Raw genomic sequence first — 17904 nt, 5'->3', positions numbered from 1 at the left:
GAGCATAGGTATCTACACAACTTTTAAAAGCAGCCTATTTCTCCTGTGGCGAGCAGGCTTGTCCTGCGTTGGGCTGCGAAGCAGCCCCAAAAACAGACGCTGAGTACTTTCAGCAAAATTGCCGTGCTTGTACTGGGGCCGCTTCGCAGCCCAACGCAGGACAAGCCTGCTCGCCACAACAGCCCACCTGCCACAGACTTCGTGTTAACCGGTTGTGTAGATACCTATGCTGCGATGAGGCCCTTACAGGCGCTGAAACTTACTCGTCATCGTCGAAGTTATAGCTACCCGGCGCCAGGTTCTCGAAGCGCGTGTACTTACCGATAAACGCCAGGCGGATAAAGCCGATTGGCCCGTTCCGCTGCTTGCCGATGATGATCTCGGCAATGCCTTTGTGCTCCGTCTCGGGGTGATACACCTCGTCGCGGTACACGAACATGATCACGTCAGCATCCTGCTCGATCGCTCCGGATTCCCGCAAGTCGGAGTTCACCGGGCGCTTGTTCGGGCGCTGCTCAAGGGAACGGTTGAGCTGGGACAGCGCCACCACCGGGCAGTTGAATTCCTTGGCCAGGGCTTTGAGCGACCGGGAGATTTCGGAAATCTCGTTGGTGCGGTTGTCACCGCTGGAGCCTGGAATCTGCATCAGCTGCAGGTAGTCGATCATGATCAGGGCGATGTCGCCGTGCTCACGCACCAGCCGGCGAGTACGTGCACGCATCTCTGATGGGCTGATACCGGCGGTGTCATCGATAAACAGCTTGCGGTCGTTAAGCAAGTTGACCGCCGATGTCAGGCGCGGCCAATCGTCGTCTTCCAGGCGACCGGCTCGCACCTTGGTCTGGTCGATACGGCCAAGCGAGGAAAGCATACGCATGATCAGCGATTCACCTGGCATCTCCAGCGAGTAAACCAAGACGGCTTTGTCGCTGCGCAACACGGCGTTTTCCACCAGGTTCATCGCAAAGGTGGTTTTACCCATGGATGGACGGCCGGCGACGATGATCAAGTCAGACGGCTGCAGGCCGCTGGTCTTCTCGTCGAGGTCGGTGTAGCCGGTGGAAATACCCGTGATGGCGTTGTCGGTGTTGAACAAGGTGTCGATGCGGTCGATGGCCTTGGTCAACAGGTCGTTGACGCTGACTGGGCCGCCGGTTTTCGGCCGCGCTTCGGCGATCTGGAAGATCTGGCGCTCAGCTTCGTCGAGGATCTCGGCGGCAGTGCGGCCTTCAGGGTTAAAGGCGCTGTCGGCGATTTCGGTGCTGATACCGATCAATTGGCGCAGGGTGGCGCGCTCGCGAACGATCTGCGCATACGCCTTGATGTTGGCGACGGATGGCGTGTTTTTCGCCAGCTCACCCAGGTAGCCCAGACCACCGACTTGGGAGGTCTGGCCTTCCTTGTCCAGCTGTTCGGCCAGGGTTACCACGTCGATCGGCGAGTTCTGGTCGGCCAGCTTGGCAATGGCGCGGAAGATCAAGCGGTGGTCATGGCGATAGAAATCACCGTCCGAGACTTGATCCAGCACGCGTTCCCAGGCGTTGTTATCCAGCATCAAGCCACCGAGCACGGCCTGTTCGGCCTCGATGGAATGCGGCGGCACCTTCAGGGCAGCGGTTTGCAGATCGTATTGCTCAGGAGCTGAAATATCGTTCATGGCCACTTGGAATTAGGGGTGTGTAGAAAAACAAAAGGCACGACCTGTAAACAGGATCGTGCCCGATGTTAACCGCCTGGCACGCGAGGTGCCAGTCAGTTAGGTGTTGCTTAAGCTGCTACCACTACAACGCGTACGGTGGCTTCAACTTCAGCGTGCAGGTGCACGGCTACGTCGAATTCGCCTACGTTGCGGATGGTGCCGTTCGGCAGACGAACTTCGCTCTTCTGCACTTCAACGCCGGAGGCGGTCAGTGCATCAGCGATGTCGTGGGTGCCGATCGAACCGAACAGCTTGCCTTCGTCACCGGCGGTGGCAGTGATAGTCACTTCCAGCTCAGCCAGTTGGGCAGCGCGAGTTTCGGCCGAAGCTTTTTTGTCTGCTGCGGCTTTTTCCAGCTCAGCACGACGCTCTTCAAACGCAGCCAGGTTGGCAGCGGTTGCAGCGGTGGCTTTGCCGTATGGCAGCAGGTAGTTACGACCGTAGCCGGCCTTAACGTTCACTTTGTCGCCCAGGTTGCCCAGGTTGGCGACTTTTTCCAGAAGGATCAGTTGCATGTGAAAATCCTCTAACTTTTAACCTTCACCGTTCGCGTTATCGGCGTCTTTCGACGCCAGACGACCGCGAAAATCAATCAGGCCGTCGACAATGGCCAAAACCACGAGTAACGGATAGATCAGCTGCATAAACAGCAACATCGTGACGTACAACCCCACCAGCCAGAACTTGGCCAGGCGCTTTCGCGCAACCAGCCCGTGAATCAGGGCCAGCCCGGCAAACACCAGCGGTACACTGCAAATCGGCGCCAGCAAGGCCATCTGTGGGCCGAAGTTCGGCCCGACAACCATGCACGCCAGCAGCAACATCGCCGGCCCCGCTGGGATTCTGATACTGCGAAATTCGCGACCAAAACCACCCGGGTTGTACAACAACGCTTGCCAATAACGCCCAACAATCAGGCTCAGCACGCTGACGACCTGCAACAATGCCGCAATCAGGCCGGTCAGGACCGGGGCAATCAGTGACGCAAACCGCGCTCGCTCATCTACCGACAATTGCTGGTAGAGATCCCCGAGGGCCATCGGCAGGATCTTGACGATCTCTTGCGACAGCGCTTCGATTTGCGGGCGGAAAGCCGCGCCAAGCATCACTGAGTACACCAACCCCAATGCCACGCTGACCAGCAGCGTGCGGACCCAGGACTCACTTGCGCGTAAAACCAACGCAAGGCTCGATGACCCCAGCAGTACCAGAAGTACCCGTGGATCACCGAATTGAAGCCACCAGATCAAGGCCGGCAACAATCCCAGGGCAAGAACGCCAAGGGCGTCCTTCAAACCGCGCCGCAGGAGCACAAGGCAACCTGCAGCAGCACCCAACCAATAAAGCAGCGGCAATGCCGCACATCCGGCCACTACCAGAGTGGCCTGCACGCGACCGCGCATGATGAACTCAGCTAAGGCGCGCATGCATTCAATCCCTTACTACTTGTCGACTGCCCGGTCTCAGCGGCCGTGGCTGTCGGTGTAGGCCAGCAGGGCCAGGAAGCGGGCGCGCTTGATAGCGGTGGCCAGCTGACGCTGATAACGTGCTTTGGTACCGGTGATACGGCTTGGAACGATTTTGCCGGTCTCGGATACGTAGGCTTTCAGAGTGTTGAGATCTTTGTAATCGATCTCTTTCACGTCTTCAGCGGTGAAGCGGCAGAATTTACGACGACGGAAGAAACGTGCCATTTGATAGGCTCCTTAAAAGGTCCGTGGATTACTCGTCAGCGTTATCGCTGTTGTCGCTGTCATCACTATCAGCGCTTTCAGCGCCTTCGTGCTCAGGACGGTCGCGACGCTCACGGCGCTCACTGCGGTTTTCTTCAGCCTTGAGCATCTCGGATTGGCCGGTAACGGCTTCTTCGCGACGGATGACCAGGTTACGGATCACTGCATCGTTGTAGCGGAAGTTGTCTTCCAGCTCGGCCAGGGCCTTGCCAGTGCACTCAACGTTCAGCATCACGTAGTGAGCCTTGTGAACATTGTTGATTGCGTAGGCCAGTTGACGACGGCCCCAATCTTCCAGACGGTGGATTTTGCCGCCGTCTTCTTCGATCAGCTTGGTGTAACGCTCAACCATGCCGCCGACTTGCTCGCTTTGATCCGGGTGGACCAAAAAGATGATTTCGTAATGACGCATGAATGCTCCTTACGGGTTGTAGCCTGCCGCTCAAAAACGGTCAGACAAGGAGTGAATGACACTTATGGATCTTGCCGCAGGGAGGCACATAGGTGCCTGCCAGGAAGGCAAGGGGCGCAATTGTAGAGAAGGGGGAGAAACGGCGCAAGGTGATTGGTGATTATTTGAACAATCTTCCAAACACCCTGAAACGACTGCGGGAGCTGAAATTCTGTGGGAGCTGGCTTGCCTGCGATGCAGGCACCTCGGTGTATCAGTGATACAGAGGTGATGCTATCGCAGGCAAGCCAGCTCCCACACAAGCCCGGCCGCACATTTTTGATCGGGTTACTTCTTGCTCTTGGCCTTGGCACCGCGCTGACGCTGGGCTTCGAACAGGCACACACCGGTGGCAACCGACACGTTGAGGCTGCTGACGCTACCGGCCATCGGCAATTTCACCAGGTAATCGCAATGCTCGCGGGTCAGGCGACGCATGCCTTTGCCTTCGGCACCCATGATCAGGATAGTCGGGCCGGTGAGGTCCTGGTCATAAATGCTGACCTCGGCCTCGCCTGCGGTGCCCACGATCCAAAGGCCGCGCTGCTGGAGTTTCTCCAGGGTACGCGCCAGGTTGGTCACGGCCACCAGTGGAATCACTTCCGCCGCGCCGCACGCGACTTTACGCACGACCGGCGTCAGGGTTGCCGACTTGTCCTTAGGCACGATCACCGCCAGCGCACCGGCGGCATCGGCCGAACGCAGGCAAGCGCCGAGGTTGTGCGGGTCGGTCACGCCGTCCAGCACCAGCAACAGCGGTGCGCCTTCGGTACGGTCGAGCAGCTCGTCGAGCATCGCTTCGCCCCAGACCTGGCTCGGGCTTACGTCCGCAACCACGCCTTGGTGAACGCCCTCGACCCACACGTCCATTTCACGGCGCTCGGCCTGGCCGATGGCAACCTTGTTTTGCGTAGCCAGCTCGACCAGCGCTTGTACACGCGGCTCGCTGCGGCCTTCGGCCAACCACACCTGCTTGACGCGTTTAGGGTGATGACGCAGCAGTGCTTCTACGGCGTGCACGCCGTAGATTTTTTCCAGACTCATGACTTGGCCTTAGGTTTGCGCGACCCGCCGCTTTTCGCGGGAGCCGAACCCGCTTTAGGCGGGCCTTTACGGTGTTTACTCGGTTTGCTCGACGGCTTTTCCGCCCCGTGGGACTTTCCCCCAGACGCCGCTTTACCACCGCTTTTGGCTTCGTTGAGCAACTGCTGCTTCAACTCACGGCTCTTGCGCACTTCAGCGTTTTTCGCCGCTGCATCGCTCGGGCGGTAGGCCTCCGGGGCCTTCTCCTTGGTGGACGAACGACGAGCAGCCTTGGCTGGCGCAGGCTCGGTGGCCGCTGCTTTCGCAGGCGCGCCCTTGCCTTTGCTGGCTGGCGCAGTCGGTTCGCTGCCACGCTTTTTACGGCCAGTCGGTGTTTCGGTCGGCTTGTCGGGCATGCCGAAGTCGATCTTGCGCTCGTCGAGGTCGACGCGCATGACCTGCACTTCCACGGTGTCACCCAAACGGAAGCTGCGACCGGTACGCTCGCCCGCCAGGCGGTGATGCACAGGGTCGAAGTGGTAGTAATCGCCCGGCAGCGCAGTGACGTGCACCAAGCCTTCGACGTAAATGTCGGTCAGCTCGACGAACAGGCCAAAACCCGTCACGGCAGTGATCACACCAGGGAACGACTCGCCCACGCGGTCTTTCATGAACTCGCACTTGAGCCAGTTCACTACGTCGCGGGTGGCTTCGTCGGCGCGGCGCTCGCTCATGGAGCACTGCTCGCCCAGCTGTTCCAGGACCGCTTCGTCGTACGGATAGATCCGTGCCTTCGGAATGGTCATGGCACCGGCGCGCTTGACGTGCGGGGTGTTCTGCTTGGAGTGGATCACGCTGCGGATCGCCCGGTGCGTGAGCAGGTCCGGGTAACGACGAATCGGCGAAGTGAAGTGGGTGTACGCCTCGTAATTCAGGCCGAAGTGGCCCTGGTTATCGGCGCTGTACACCGCCTGGCTCAGAGAGCGCAGCATCACGGTCTGGATCACGTGGTAATCCGGACGGTCCTTGATGCTGGCCAGCAGCGCCTGGTAATCCTTCGGCGTCGGGCCGTCCTTGCCTTTGTGCAGGGACAGGCCAAGCTCACCGAGGAAAGCGCGCAGTTTTTCCAAACGCTCCGGCGGCGGGCCGTCGTGCACGCGGTACAGGGCAGGAATTTCGTGCTTTTTGAGGAACTCTGCGGTGGCCACGTTGGCCGCCAGCATGCACTCCTCGATCAGCTTGTGCGCATCGTTACGCGTGGTCGGCGTAATGGCCGCGATCTTGCGCTCGGAACCGAAGACAATCCGGGTTTCCTGGGTTTCAAAGTCGATTGCGCCACGTACATGACGTGCGCCCAGCAACACCTTGTACAGCGCGTAAAGCTGCTTGAGGTGCGGCACTACGTCGGCATATTCGCCACGCAGGGCCTTGGCTTCGCTGGTCTTCGGCGCTTCCAGGATGGTGCTGACCTTGTTGTAGGTCAGGCGCGCCTGGGAGTGGATCACCGCTTCGTAGAACTGGTAGTCGGTCATTTCGCCGGTTTTGGAGATGGTCATCTCGCACACCATGGCCAAACGGTCGACTTTCGGGTTCAGGGAGCACAGGCCGTTGGACAGCTGCTCAGGCAGCATCGGGATCACGCGCTCAGGGAAATACACGGAGTTGCCGCGCACCTGGGCTTCGTTATCCAGGGCCGAACCGATCTTCACATAGCTGGAGACGTCGGCAATCGCGACGAACAACTTCCAGCCGCCGGAGAACAGGCGCAGCTTGCCAGGCTTGGCTTCGCAATAGACCGCATCGTCGAAGTCGCGGGCATCTTCGCCGTCGATGGTGACGAACGGCAGATGGCGCAGGTCGATGCGTTTTTCTTTGTCTTTCTCTTCCACTTCCGGCTTGAGCTTGGCGGCTTCCTTGAGCACAGCCTCCGGCCAGACGTGAGGAATATCGTAGGTGCGCAGCGCAACGTCGATTTCCATGCCCGGCGCCATGTAGTTGCCGACCACTTCAACAATATCGCCCTGTGGCTGGAAGCGCGCGGTTGGCCAGTGGGTGATTTTCACCTCGACGAACTGGCCGACCTTGGCGGCGCCATTGCGACCCGGGGTGATCAGCACTTCCTGCTGGACCTTCGGGTTATCCGGCACTACAAAGCCGATGCCGCCTTCTTCGAAGTAACGGCCAACGATGGACTCGTGGGCACGGGACACCACTTCGACGATCACGCCTTCACGGCGACCACGACGGTCCAGGCCGGAAACGCGGGCCAGGGCACGGTCGCCGTCGAATACCAGGCGCATTTGCGCCGGGCTCATGAACAGGTCGTCGCTGCCGTCATCCGGGATCAGGAAGCCGAAGCCATCCCGATGGCCGGCGATGCGGCCCAGGATCAAGTCGAGCTTATCCACAGGCGCATAGGTGCCACGACGGGTGTAGATCAGTTGAGCATCGCGCTCCATGGCACGCAACCGGCGGCGCAGGGCTTCGAGCTGGTCTTCGGTGGTCAGACCGAACTCTTCAACCAACTGCTCGCGGCTAGCAGGCGAACCACGATCGGCGAGATGCGCCAGGATCAGTTCGCGGCTAGGAATAGGGTTTTCATATTTTTCCGCTTCACGAGCGGCCTCGGGATCGAGGGACTGCCAATCGGCCATTAGAGAGTTTTCACCTTGTCTATATGCGGGTTAGTTTGGCATACGCGTATTGAAACGGGAAATTTCAGGTGTCAACAAGCGTTTAAAAGGCCTTTGCAGCCCTCGGAAAGCGCCTTGAATGACCATTGGCGAAATTTTCCGGGCTTTTTTCATCGCAGGGCTTTACAGCTCAAAATCGCCTCCGTATAGTGCGCGCCATCGACGACGGCAACGTTGTTGATGCTGCCCAGGTGGTGAAATTGGTAGACACGCCAGCTTCAGGTGCTGGTGATCGCAAGGTCGTGGAAGTTCGAGTCTTCTCCTGGGCACCAAATTCAGATTAAACCCGCGAAAGCGGGTTTTTTCGTTTCAGGCCTCTGATTTTTAACAAGAATATTGAATTATATTTTTGATATCAGGGGTTTACAGATTAAAAAGCGCTCCGTATAGTTCGCTCCATCAACAGCGCAAGCGTTGTTGATAATGCCCAGGTGGTGAAATTGGTAGACACGCCAGCTTCAGGTGCTGGTGATCGCAAGGTCGTGGAAGTTCGAGTCTTCTCCTGGGCACCAAATTCAGATCAAACCCGCGAAAGCGGGTTTTTTCGTTTCCGGGGTTTGAAAACTTCCCCAAGGATTCTCCCCTCATCCGCACTTGAGAAGTTTTATCGTTTATCCTTGCAATGATTTGTTGCATACAAGCGAGGAACACTTCGGATGATGATCCGCGATAACCGTCTCAAGACATCCCTTCTGCGTGGCCTGACCCTCACCCTGCTTGGCTTGACGCTGCTCTCGCCCACCGCCTACTCCGCCGACAAGGTGTCCCTGACCCTGTACAACGGCCAGCACAAAGAAGTCGGCGATGAACTCGCCAAGGCCTTCGAAGCCAAGACCGGCATTCACGTCAACGTGCGCAAAGGCAGCAGCAACCAGCTCGCCAGCCAGGTCGTGGAAGAAGGCGAGCGCTCCCCTGCCGATGTGATCTACACAGAAGAATCGCCGCCGCTGAACAAACTCGGCGAGCAAGGCCTGCTGGCCAAGATTGATGCGAGCACGCTGGACGTATTGCCCAAGGATTACGTCGGCAGCAACGGTGACTGGATGGGCGTGACCGCTCGTACCCGCGTCGTGGCCTTTAACCCCAAACTGATCGCCGAAAAAGACCTGCCCAAATCGGTACTCGATTTCGCTGGCCCCGAGTGGCAAGGCAAAGTCGGCTTCGTGCCCACCAGTGGCGCATTTCAGGAGCAGGCCGTGGCGATTATCAAGCTGCACGGTCGCGAAGCTGCTGAAGAATGGCTGACCGGCCTGCGCGCCTTCGGCAAGGTGTACAGCAACAATATGGTCGCGCTCAAGGCCGTGGAAAACGGCGAAGTGGCCACCGTGCTGGTGAACAACTACTACTGGTTCGCCCTGAAGAAAGAAAAAACCAACCTGGATTCTCAGCTGCATTACTTCACCGATGGCGATGTGGGCGGCCTGATCACCGTGTCCTCGGCGGCGGCGCTCAAATCCAGCAAGCACCCCAAAGAAGCCCAGCAACTCCTGGCATTCATGGCCAGTGAAGAAGGCCAGCGCGTCATCACCAATACCTCGGCCGAATACCCGCTACGCAAGGGCATGCAATCCAATCGCGGCCTCAAGCCGTTCAGCGAGCTGCAACCGCCGAAAGTCACCCCGGCAGACCTTGGCAACGCCGAAGAAGCCCTGGACCTGGAACGTGACGTTGGCTTGAACTGATGAACCCATCGCTACCCGCCGGGGTGTTCACCCCCCGGCGCAAACGCCCGTCGATCTGGTTGTTGTTACCCGTGCTGTTTCTGGTTGGCCTGAGCCTGCTGCCGCTGGTATATGTCGGGACCAAGGCCTGGCAGGCCGGCTGGGCGGAGGCGGTGCACCTGCTGTGGCGGCCGTATGTGTTCGGGCTGTTGCGCAACACCTTGGCTTTGATGGTTGGGGTGACGGTGGCTTGCGGCGTGATCGGCCTGTCACTGGCGTGGCTACTGGAGCGCAGCAACCTGCCGGGGCGACGCATCTGGGGAGTAATCCTGTGCCTGCCGTTTGCGGTACCGGCCTTTGTCAGCAGCTTTACCTGGGTCTCGCTGAGCGCCAACTTCGAAGGGCTTGGCGGGGCAATACTGGTGATGACCCTGTCCAAGTACCCACTGGTGTTTCTGCCGGTGGCGGCGACATTGCGCAATCTTGATCCATCCCTTGAAGAGTCGGCCCGCACGCTGGGACTGAATCGCTGGGGCGTTTTTTTCCGAATTACACTGCCGTTGCTCTGGCCCTCGCTGCTGGCCGGAGCCCTGCTGATCGCGCTGCATATGCTGGTGGAATTCGGCGCGCTGTCGATCATCGGCCTGCAAACCTTTACCACCGCGATCTACCAACAGTTCGAACTGGAATTCAGCAACGCCAATGCCGCGATGCTCTCGGCGGTGCTGCTGGTGATGTGCCTGACGCTGCTGTGGCTGGAGCTGCGGGTGCGCGGCAAAGGCCGGCATGTGCGCATCGGCCAGGGCGCGGCGCGGCATGCTGAACAGGTCAAGCTGGGCAAATGGTCGACCGTGGGCCAGCTGTACTGCCTGGCGCTGGCGATCATTGGCAGCGGCATTCCGCTGGGGATGCTCGCTTACTGGCTGGCAGTGGGCTCATCGGCGGCATTCCCGGTGGCCGAAATTGGTGAGGCGCTGCTGTCCTCTCTGGCACTGTCGTTGGGCGGCGCTGCACTTTGCCTGGTATTAGCTGTACCGGTGGGGCTGCTGGTGGTGCGCTACAAAGGCCAGTTGGCGATTTGGGCTGAGCGCCTGCCTTATCTGCTGCATGCCCTGCCAGGGTTGGTGATTGCGCTGACACTGGTGTATTTCGCCCTGCACTATGTGCCGGCGCTGTATCAGACCTCGGCGCTGCTGCTGATTGCTTATGCGCTATTGTTTTTGCCGCTCGCTCAGGCGCCGATTCGAACCGCACTGAACAAAGCTGCGCCGCAATTGGAGGAGGCGGCACGCACGCTGGGCTCCTCGTCGTTCAGCGCGTTTTGCCGGGTGACCTTGCCGATTATTTTCCCGGCCTTGGGGGCGGCGTTCGCGTTGGTGTTTCTGGATGCGATGAAGGAGCTGACGGCGACTTTGCTGCTCAGCCCTACGGGGCTGAATACCCTGGCGACTGCCGTGTGGGCGCATACCTCGAATGTTGAGTTTGCGGCGGCGGCGCCGTATGCGGCGCTGTTGATTCTGGTGTCGGGGTTGCCGGTGTATCTGCTGACGACGCGGATGTATTTGAGCCGCTGAGACCGCTATCGCAGGCAAGCCAGCTCCCACATTCGATTGCATTCCAACGCTGGAACTCGGTCAAATGTGGGAGCTGGCTTGCCTGCGATGAGGCCGGCGCAGACGACGCTAAGCCCGAAACTGCCCCAAACTCGCCTTCAACTGCGCTGCCAACCCATCCAGCACCTTGCCACTGGCCGTCGTCTCCACCACCGCCTGCGCGGCCCGCTCGGCCTGGGCGTGGATCACCTCGACCCGGCCACGCACCGCATGCGCGCCCTGGGCCTGGTGCTCGGCCGCACGCGTCGCCAGGCCAATCGCCGCATGCACTTGCTCCACCGAAGCCTGCACCGACTGTTGCAAGCGCACACTGTCGCGCAGCACCAACAACCCTTCATTCGCCTGGCGCCCGGCCTTGCCGATGGTTTCCACCGCTTCCCGTGCGCCCTGCTGCAACGCCACGATATGCGCCTGGATATCCCCAGTGGAGCTTTGGGTTTTACTCGCCAGCGCCCGCACTTCGTCCGCCACCACCGCAAAACCTCGCCCGGTCTCACCGGCACGCGCCGCTTCAATCGCCGCATTCAGGGCCAGCAGGTTGGTCTGCTCGGCAATCCCGTGAATCACCGTCAACACCACTTCGATCTGCTCGCTTTGCTGCGCCAACCGCTCGATCACCTGGGAACCGGCCTGCACTTGCCCCGCCAGCGCTTCGATCAGGCTGCCGACCTCAGCCGAGGTCCGTGAGTTTTCGTCCGTGGCCTGGCGAATACCCACCACCTGCTGCAACGCTGCCTGCATTGCATGGCTTTCGGCCTGGGCCTCATCGGCCATTTGCGACAGAGCGCGCAAGCTTTCGGCAACTTCGTCGCGCTGCAAACCGGCCGCCTTGTCAGCCCCGGCATTGCGCAAGGTCATGGCGCCGATTTCGACGCCGGTGCGCTGTGCCACATCGCCGGCCTCACGCACGATTGGCTGCAACTTATCCACAAAGCGATTGACCGCCGAGGCCATGTCGCCGATTTCGTCCTTGCTGTTGATCTGCACACGCTTGGTGAGGTCGCCCTCGCCCGCCGCCAGGTCGTCCATAGCGGCAATCAACAACTTCAGCCGATTGACCACACGGCGCCCCAGCACGATGGCGATCAGCAGTAATACGCCAAACCCGACAATGGCGAGCCCCAGGCCGATGCGCCAGCGCAACGCTCCCGCAGCGTCCTGTACGGCGCTGCTGGTGTTGGCGGTCATCTGGGTGGCAGTGGCTTGCGCCGATTGCAGGCGCGCGCCCATGGCCGCTGCGCTGTCGGCGGCGGCGCCTTTGAGGCTGTCACCGACCAACTGATCACTGCTCGCGATCAGTGCGGCAAAACGCTTGTCCAGCGCCGCCAGGTCGGCCTCTACGGCTTTGGTCGAGACGCCCATGCGGACTTTGCCGATCTCCGTGCCGTTGGGGCTGATGGACGCCTCGACGTAGAACACCGAAGGGTCGTTTTTAGCCGCATCCAGGACCTTATCCAAGGCTCGGTCGCCCTTGCCCTTGTCGAGCAGTGCCTGGTTGATCGGGTTTTCGCGATTGAGGTAACGGGTCAGGTGCTCGCCAGCGGCGTCGTCATACACCACGAACAACACGTTGGGATTACGCTGGGCGCGCCGGGCAAACTCCGACAATGTCGGCACGTCGCTGTCCCACATGGCGCGGGGCGCCACCGACGCCAGCAGTTGGGCCATGTCATTGGCCGAGTCCTGCAGGTCTTTTTCCAGGGTCGCACGCAGTTGCTTCTGCTCCTCTTGCAGGCGCGTGGAAAGCCCTGCGGTCAGACGCTGGCGCGTGCTCGAAGACAAGCTGTCCAGGCTCGAGGTGACTTCCTTGCCGGCTTGCGCCAGCTCGCCAGACAGTTTCTGGCTGTCGGCACCCAGGCGGCTGCTTAAATCCGCTTCCAACGCCGTCACGGTGCTTCGCGTCAGGGCAACGGCCACCAGCACTTGCACCAAAAGAGCGATACCTAGGGTAACGAACACCGGCCGCAACAGCCGGCTTTGTAACAATGAGAGAACGGCAGACACGGTAAATCCCTCCACCACGGGTGCCATTAATTTGATAGCACCGCGAAAGAAAGAACCGTAGCAAGGGTCGTGCCGATTGCCAGCCGGCCACAAAAAAGGGCTCCCGAAGGAGCCCTTTGCTTTTTACATCAACAGCTTATTAAGCGAACGGGTGACGCAGAACGATGGTCTCGTTGCGGTCCGGGCCTGTCGAAATAATGTCGATCGGCGCGCCGATCAGCTCTTCAACACGCTTGATGTAGGCACGGGCGTTGGCTGGCAGCTCTTCCAGGGTTTTGACGCCCACGGTCGATTCGGTCCAGCCCGGCACTTCTTCGTACACAGGCTGCAGGCCTACGTAGCTGTCAGCGTCGGTCGGTGCAACATCCTTGCCTTCGGCATCTTTGTAGCCGATGCAGATGTTGATGGTTTCCAGGCCGTCGAGAACGTCCAGCTTGGTCAGGCAGATGCCCGAGATGCTGTTCACATCGATAGCGCGGCGCAGGATAACGGCGTCGAACCAGCCGCAACGACGGGCGCGGCCAGTGGTAGCACCGAACTCGTGACCTTGCTTGGCCAGGTGCGCGCCGACTGCGTCGAACAGCTCAGTCGGAAACGGGCCCGAACCCACGCGCGTGGTGTAAGCCTTGGTGATGCCCAGGATGTAGTCCAGGAACATCGGGCCAACGCCCGAACCGGTCGCAACGCCACCCGCGGTGGTGTTGGAGCTGGTTACGTACGGATAGGTGCCGTGATCGATGTCCAGCAACGAACCCTGGGCGCCTTCGAACATGATGTCTTTGCCGGCGCGACGCAGGTCGTGCAGCTCGGCGGTCACGTCCAGCATCAGCGGCTTGAGCAGCTCAGCGTATTCCTTGCACTCAGCCAGAGTCTTTTCGAACTCGATGGCCGGCTCTTTGTAGTAACCCACCAGCATGAAGTTGTGGTAATCCACCAGCTCACGCAGCTTGTCTTCAAAGCGCGGCATGTTGAGCAGGTCGCCCACACGCAGGCCACGACGTGCAACCTTGTCTTCGTAAGCCGGGCCAATGCCGCGACCGGTGGTGCCGATCTTCAGCTCGCCACGCGCCTTTTCACGGGCCTGGTCCAGCGCAACGTGGAAGGACAGGATCAGCGGGCAGGACGGGCTGATACGCAGGCGCTCGCGCACCGGTACGCCTTTCTCTTCCAGCTTGGTGATCTCACGCAGCAGGGCGTCAGGTGCAACCACAACACCGTTGCCGATCAGGCACTGCACGCCTTCGCGCAGCACGCCCGACGGGATCAGGTGCAGAACGGTTTTTTCGCCATCGATGACCAGGGTGTGGCCAGCGTTGTGGCCACCTTGGTAGCGCACTACGGCGGCAGCATGTTCGGTCAGCAGATCAACGATCTTGCCTTTGCCCTCATCACCCCATTGGGTGCCCAGGACTACGACATTCTTACCCATAACACTTGTCCTCATTCGCGCAAACTTGGTGCCGGCGATGGCCGGCAGGAAAACTCAAGAAGCCAGTGGCGATACTTGCCAAAGCCCGTTCTGCAGAATCAATTGCCGGTCGCAGTCCGCTTCACGGGCGGCGGCCAATGGCTGCCCAGGCAAAGCCTGGACAACACGCTGACCCTCACTGCGCAACTGGCAAACCTGCTGCCAGAGTGCTGCGTCCGTACTGTCGGGCATCCAGATGCCACCAGACGGCAGCTCGACCTCAGCACGCCCCAGGGTCACCAGGGTTTTCAAATCGGTAGAAAAGCCAGTCGCCGGACGTGCGCGACCGAAGTCAGCGCCGATATCGTCATAACGACCGCCCTGGGCGATGGCCTGGCCAACACCCGGCACAAAAACGGCAAACACCACACCGGTGTGGTAGTGATAGCCGCGCAACTCACCCAGGTCGAAATACAGCGGCAACTCGGGGAAGCGCGCCGACAACTGCTCGGCAATCGCAAACACATCATCCAGTGCAGCCAATACCGGCGCCGGCGCATTGGCCAGGCGCTCACGGGCAGCCACCAGCACTTCACGGCCACCGCACAGGTTCACCAGTGCGCGCAGCATGTCGGCCAGGTCCGCAGGCACGCCTGCAGTCAGGGCGATGACTTCATCGATCGCCTTGCGCTGCAAGGCATCGAACAACTGTTGCTCCACTTCACCGGACAAACCAGCCGCACGGGCCAGACCACGGTAGATACCAACGTGGCCCAGGTCCATGTGTACATCCGGCACATCGGCCAGTTGCAGCATGGCCAGCATCAGGCTGATCACTTCAACGTCGCTGCTCGGGCTGGCATCACCGTACAACTCGGCGCCCAACTGGATCGGGCTGCGCGAAGACGACAATGCACGCGGCTGAGCATGCAGCACGCTGCCGGCGTAGCACAGGCGGCTCGGGCCTTCGCGGCGCAGGGTGTGCGCATCGATGCGCGCCACCTGCGGCGTGATGTCGGCACGGAAACCCATTTGCCGGCCCGATTGCGGGTCGATGACCTTGAAGGTGCGCAGATCCAGGTCCTGGCCCGCGCCGGTCAGCAGGGATTCCAGGTACTCGATATGGGGGGTCACGACAAACTCGTAACCCCAGCTCTGGAACAGATCCAACACCTGGCGACGCGCTACTTCAATGCGCGCAGCTTCTGGTGGCAGTACTTCTTCGATGCCATCTGGCAGCAGCCAGCGGTCTACCGTTGCCATTACGCCATTCCCCTATGATCCGGGCGGCCAGCCCTCGGCCGAGCCTTGAGTGAAGCAGAAAATACCCACGCTTTGCATAATCCACGCGCAAGAGCGACGTGACGAACGGCCTGCCAGCGGCCTCGTCGGGCACTTTCCTCGAAAAACCTGTGGCGCCTGCCGAATCAAACATGCAGACGCAAAAAAGCCGGGAATTTCCCGGCTGCCGCATCATACACCCGTTTTCTGAAAGGATCACCCCGCCAGGCATTTTAGCCGCCCGACGGAGTGCGCCCTAAGGTCACAGGCTTGGTTACTTGGACTTTTCCAGGTAGCGGAAGAAGTCGCTGCTTGGGTCCAGCACCATGACGTCGGTTTTGTTCGCGAAGCTTTCACGGTAGGCACGCAGGCTACGGTAGAACGCGTAGAACTCCTGGTCCTGGCCGTAAGCCTTGGCGTAGATCGCCGCAGCTTGAGCGTCGCCGTCACCACGAGCCTCTTCAGACTCGCGATAAGCCTCTGCCAGCAGTACACGGCGCTGACGGTCGGCATCCGCACGGATACCTTCAGCCAACTCGTTACCTTTGGCGCGGTGCTCACGGGCTTCACGCTCACGCTCGGTGCTCATACGCTCGAACACGCTGCGGTTCACTTCCTTCGGCAGGTCGATAGCCTTGACCCGGACATCAACCACTTCAATGCCCAACTCTTTTTCTGCCATCGTGTTCAGCGAACGGGTGATGTCAGCCATCAGCGCATCACGTTCACCGGATACCACCTCGTGCAGGGTGCGTTTACCAAACTGGTCACGCAGGCCCGATTCCAGACGGCGCGACAAACGCTCGTCGGCAATCTGCTTGAGGCCGGAGGTCGCGGTGTAGAAGCGCTCGGCATCCTTGACGCGCCACTTGGCGTAGGCGTCAACCATCACGGCTTTCTTTTCCAGGGTGAGGAAGCGTTGTGTCGGTGCATCCAGGGTCATCAGGCGGCCGTCGAACTTGCGCACCTGGTTCACGTAGGGGACTTTCACATGCAGGCCCGGCTGGACATCCGCCTGCACCACACGACCGAATTGCAGCAACACCGCGCGCTCGGTCTGAGACACGATGTAGAAGCAGTTCCAGGCAGCGATGACCACGACGACGCCCACAATCAGGGCGGTCAGCGATTTATTGCTCATCAACGACTCTCCCTGGTACGTGTTTGCTGTTGCAGCAAGTCAGCGGCCGCACGGGCGCTCGCTTCGTTGGCAGCGGCATTCGAGCTGCTGGACGGTGCGCTGGTGCCGCTACGACCACCTTCGATCATCTTGTCCAGCGGCAGGTACAGCAGGTTGTTCTGCCCACCTTTGCTGCCGGTCACGAGAACCTTGCTGGTGTTGCTGAAAACTTCCTGCATGGTGTCCAGGTACAGACGCTCACGCGTGACTTCCGGAGCCTTGCGGTACTCGGCAACCAGTTTGGTGAAGCGATCCGCCTCACCCTTGGCGCGGGAGACCACTTCGTCGCGGTAACCGTTGGCATCTTCAAGGATACGCTGGGCCTGACCACGGGCTTCCGGTACGACACCGTTGGCGTAGGTTTCAGCCTGGTTGCGCGAACGCTGCTCGTCTTCACGGGCGCGGATCACGTCATCAAAGGCTTCCTGCACTTCGCGCGGTGCAGCTGCGCTCTGTACGTTCACCTGAGTGACGGTGATGCCGGTGCGGTAGGTATCGAGGAACCGCTGCAGGCGCTCCTTGATCTCGCTGGCCATCAATTCACGACCTTCGGTCAGCACCTGGTCCATGGCGGTGGAACCCACCACATGGCGCAGGGCACTTTCGGTTGCGTGTTGCAGGCTGATTTCCGGCTGATCAACGTTCAGCACGAAGTCCTGCAGGTTGCTGATCTTGTACTGCACGGTCAGCGGCACTTCGACGATGTTCTCGTCTTCGGTCAGCATCTGGCCCTGCTTGGTGTAGGCACGCTCACGCGTGACGTTCTCCATGTACTTCTTGTCGATCGGCGGGAAATAGATGTTCAGGCCTGGCCCGACAGTCTCGTAGTACTTGCCGAAGCGCAGCACAACAGCCTGCTCCTGCTCGTCCACCACGTACACGGCGCTGTACAGCCACACGGCTGCGAGCACGACAAGCCCGAGGCCCAGCAGGCCATAGCCGCCGCCCTTGCTTGTGCGACCGCCGTCGTCACCGCCACCACGTTTTTTTCCACCACCGAACAACCCATTCAGGCTTTCCTGCAGCTTTCGGAAGGCCTCGTCGAGATCTGGTGGCCCCTTGCGGTCGCCATTATTGCGGCGTTTACCACCCCAAGGATCCTGATTATTCGAGTTGCCACCCGGCTCATTCCAAGCCATAGCGCTCTCCATCTGATAA

Annotated in this window: 13 protein-coding genes, 2 tRNA genes and 2 pseudogenes; 4 read left to right on the top strand and 13 right to left on the bottom strand. The window is 60.1% G+C overall.

Annotated features, from left to right (window positions below; translation table 11 throughout):
- Nucleotides 1–259 precede the first annotated feature (259 nt).
- From dnaB to rnr, 7 genes are all read right to left on the bottom strand, one after another.
- Nucleotides 260–1657, bottom strand: a complete 1398-nt coding sequence (gene dnaB, locus GIW28_RS02875) for a replicative DNA helicase (protein ID WP_017138451.1) — start codon at nucleotides 1655–1657, stop codon at nucleotides 260–262.
- A 110-nt stretch (nucleotides 1658–1767) separates the two neighbouring features.
- Nucleotides 1768–2214: a 50S ribosomal protein L9 gene (gene rplI, locus GIW28_RS02870; RefSeq protein ID WP_003171376.1), complete on the bottom strand. Its 447-nt coding sequence runs from the start codon at nucleotides 2212–2214 to the stop codon at nucleotides 1768–1770.
- An 18-nt stretch (nucleotides 2215–2232) separates the two neighbouring features.
- Nucleotides 2233–3126, bottom strand: a complete 894-nt coding sequence (locus tag GIW28_RS02865) for a hypothetical protein (protein ID WP_099548099.1) — start codon at nucleotides 3124–3126, stop codon at nucleotides 2233–2235.
- A 36-nt stretch (nucleotides 3127–3162) separates the two neighbouring features.
- The gene (gene rpsR / locus GIW28_RS02860) at nucleotides 3163–3393 is read right to left on the bottom strand and encodes a 30S ribosomal protein S18 (protein WP_002551829.1); all 231 of its coding nucleotides are present in this window, start codon (nucleotides 3391–3393) and stop codon (nucleotides 3163–3165) included.
- A 28-nt stretch (nucleotides 3394–3421) separates the two neighbouring features.
- Entirely contained in the window at nucleotides 3422–3844 is a 423-nt protein-coding gene (gene rpsF / locus GIW28_RS02855) for a 30S ribosomal protein S6 (RefSeq protein ID WP_003217491.1), read from the bottom strand.
- 327 nt (nucleotides 3845–4171) lie between these two features.
- Complete coding sequence (gene rlmB / locus GIW28_RS02850; protein WP_017138453.1) at nucleotides 4172–4927, bottom strand: 23S rRNA (guanosine(2251)-2'-O)-methyltransferase RlmB; 756 nt, start codon at nucleotides 4925–4927, stop codon at nucleotides 4172–4174.
- The gene (rnr, locus tag GIW28_RS02845) at nucleotides 4924–7560 is read right to left on the bottom strand and encodes a ribonuclease R (RefSeq protein WP_236445719.1); all 2637 of its coding nucleotides are present in this window, start codon (nucleotides 7558–7560) and stop codon (nucleotides 4924–4926) included. Before rnr ends, rlmB begins: the two co-directional genes overlap by 4 nt.
- Before the next feature lie 224 nt (nucleotides 7561–7784).
- Between rnr and GIW28_RS02840 the strand changes: the two genes are divergently transcribed.
- The 4 genes from GIW28_RS02840 (at nucleotide 7785) to GIW28_RS02825 (ending at nucleotide 10834) form a co-directional block, all read left to right on the top strand.
- Nucleotides 7785–7871, top strand: a tRNA-Leu gene (locus GIW28_RS02840).
- A gap of 153 nt (nucleotides 7872–8024) precedes the next feature.
- Nucleotides 8025–8111: transfer RNA gene (locus GIW28_RS02835), tRNA-Leu, on the top strand.
- A 144-nt stretch (nucleotides 8112–8255) separates the two neighbouring features.
- Complete coding sequence (locus tag GIW28_RS02830; protein WP_138449479.1) at nucleotides 8256–9281, top strand: extracellular solute-binding protein; 1026 nt, start codon at nucleotides 8256–8258, stop codon at nucleotides 9279–9281.
- Nucleotides 9281–10834 carry an ABC transporter permease gene (locus GIW28_RS02825; RefSeq protein WP_099548096.1) on the top strand — a complete coding sequence of 518 codons (1554 nt, stop codon included), beginning with the start codon at nucleotides 9281–9283 and terminating at the stop codon, nucleotides 10832–10834. Before GIW28_RS02830 ends, GIW28_RS02825 begins: the two co-directional genes overlap by 1 nt.
- A gap of 108 nt (nucleotides 10835–10942) precedes the next feature.
- Here the strand turns inward: GIW28_RS02825 and GIW28_RS30720 are convergent.
- From GIW28_RS30720 to hflK, 6 genes and pseudogenes are all read right to left on the bottom strand, one after another.
- Nucleotides 10943–11458 (bottom strand): annotated as a pseudogene (locus tag GIW28_RS30720) (methyl-accepting chemotaxis protein); the annotation flags it as partial.
- 390 nt (nucleotides 11459–11848) lie between these two features.
- A pseudogene (locus GIW28_RS30715) lies at nucleotides 11849–11902 on the bottom strand (hypothetical protein); the annotation flags it as partial.
- Between the two features lie 1114 nt (nucleotides 11903–13016).
- Nucleotides 13017–14306, bottom strand: coding sequence for an adenylosuccinate synthase (locus GIW28_RS02815; RefSeq protein WP_236445724.1), 1290 nt, complete (start codon nucleotides 14304–14306; stop codon nucleotides 13017–13019).
- Nucleotides 14307–14360: 54 nt separating this feature from the next.
- The gene (locus GIW28_RS02810) at nucleotides 14361–15548 is read right to left on the bottom strand and encodes an ATP phosphoribosyltransferase regulatory subunit (protein WP_017138459.1); all 1188 of its coding nucleotides are present in this window, start codon (nucleotides 15546–15548) and stop codon (nucleotides 14361–14363) included.
- Between the two features lie 292 nt (nucleotides 15549–15840).
- A complete protein-coding gene (gene hflC / locus GIW28_RS02805; RefSeq protein ID WP_017138460.1) occupies nucleotides 15841–16707 on the bottom strand; it encodes a protease modulator HflC in 867 nt (288 codons plus the stop codon).
- Nucleotides 16707–17885, bottom strand: a complete 1179-nt coding sequence (gene hflK / locus GIW28_RS02800) for an FtsH protease activity modulator HflK (RefSeq protein WP_017138461.1) — start codon at nucleotides 17883–17885, stop codon at nucleotides 16707–16709. Before hflK ends, hflC begins: the two co-directional genes overlap by 1 nt.
- Nucleotides 17886–17904 lie beyond the last annotated feature (19 nt).

Source organism: Pseudomonas sp. PA-5-4B, from assembly GCF_021606215.1.
Lineage (GTDB): Bacteria > Pseudomonadota > Gammaproteobacteria > Pseudomonadales > Pseudomonadaceae > Aquipseudomonas > Aquipseudomonas edaphica.
Note: the sequence above shows the minus strand (reverse complement) of the source record. Positions and strands in the feature narration are given on the sequence as shown.

Coding starts and splice junctions, on each gene's coding strand:
- dnaB (WP_017138451.1), bottom strand. CDS start 1,657: ATGAACGATATTTCAGCTCCTGAGCAATACGATCTGCAAACCGCTGCC.
- rplI (WP_003171376.1), bottom strand. CDS start 2,214: ATGCAACTGATCCTTCTGGAAAAAGTCGCCAACCTGGGCAACCTGGGC.
- GIW28_RS02865 (WP_099548099.1), bottom strand. CDS start 3,126: ATGCGCGCCTTAGCTGAGTTCATCATGCGCGGTCGCGTGCAGGCCACT.
- rpsR (WP_002551829.1), bottom strand. CDS start 3,393: ATGGCACGTTTCTTCCGTCGTCGTAAATTCTGCCGCTTCACCGCTGAA.
- rpsF (WP_003217491.1), bottom strand. CDS start 3,844: ATGCGTCATTACGAAATCATCTTTTTGGTCCACCCGGATCAAAGCGAG.
- rlmB (WP_017138453.1), bottom strand. CDS start 4,927: ATGAGTCTGGAAAAAATCTACGGCGTGCACGCCGTAGAAGCACTGCTG.
- rnr (WP_236445719.1), bottom strand. CDS start 7,560: ATGGCCGATTGGCAGTCCCTCGATCCCGAGGCCGCTCGTGAAGCGGAA.
- GIW28_RS02830 (WP_138449479.1), top strand. CDS start 8,256: ATGATGATCCGCGATAACCGTCTCAAGACATCCCTTCTGCGTGGCCTG.
- GIW28_RS02825 (WP_099548096.1), top strand. CDS start 9,281: ATGAACCCATCGCTACCCGCCGGGGTGTTCACCCCCCGGCGCAAACGC.
- GIW28_RS02815 (WP_236445724.1), bottom strand. CDS start 14,306: ATGGGTAAGAATGTCGTAGTCCTGGGCACCCAATGGGGTGATGAGGGC.
- GIW28_RS02810 (WP_017138459.1), bottom strand. CDS start 15,548: ATGGCAACGGTAGACCGCTGGCTGCTGCCAGATGGCATCGAAGAAGTA.
- hflC (WP_017138460.1), bottom strand. CDS start 16,707: ATGAGCAATAAATCGCTGACCGCCCTGATTGTGGGCGTCGTCGTGGTC.
- hflK (WP_017138461.1), bottom strand. CDS start 17,885: ATGGCTTGGAATGAGCCGGGTGGCAACTCGAATAATCAGGATCCTTGG.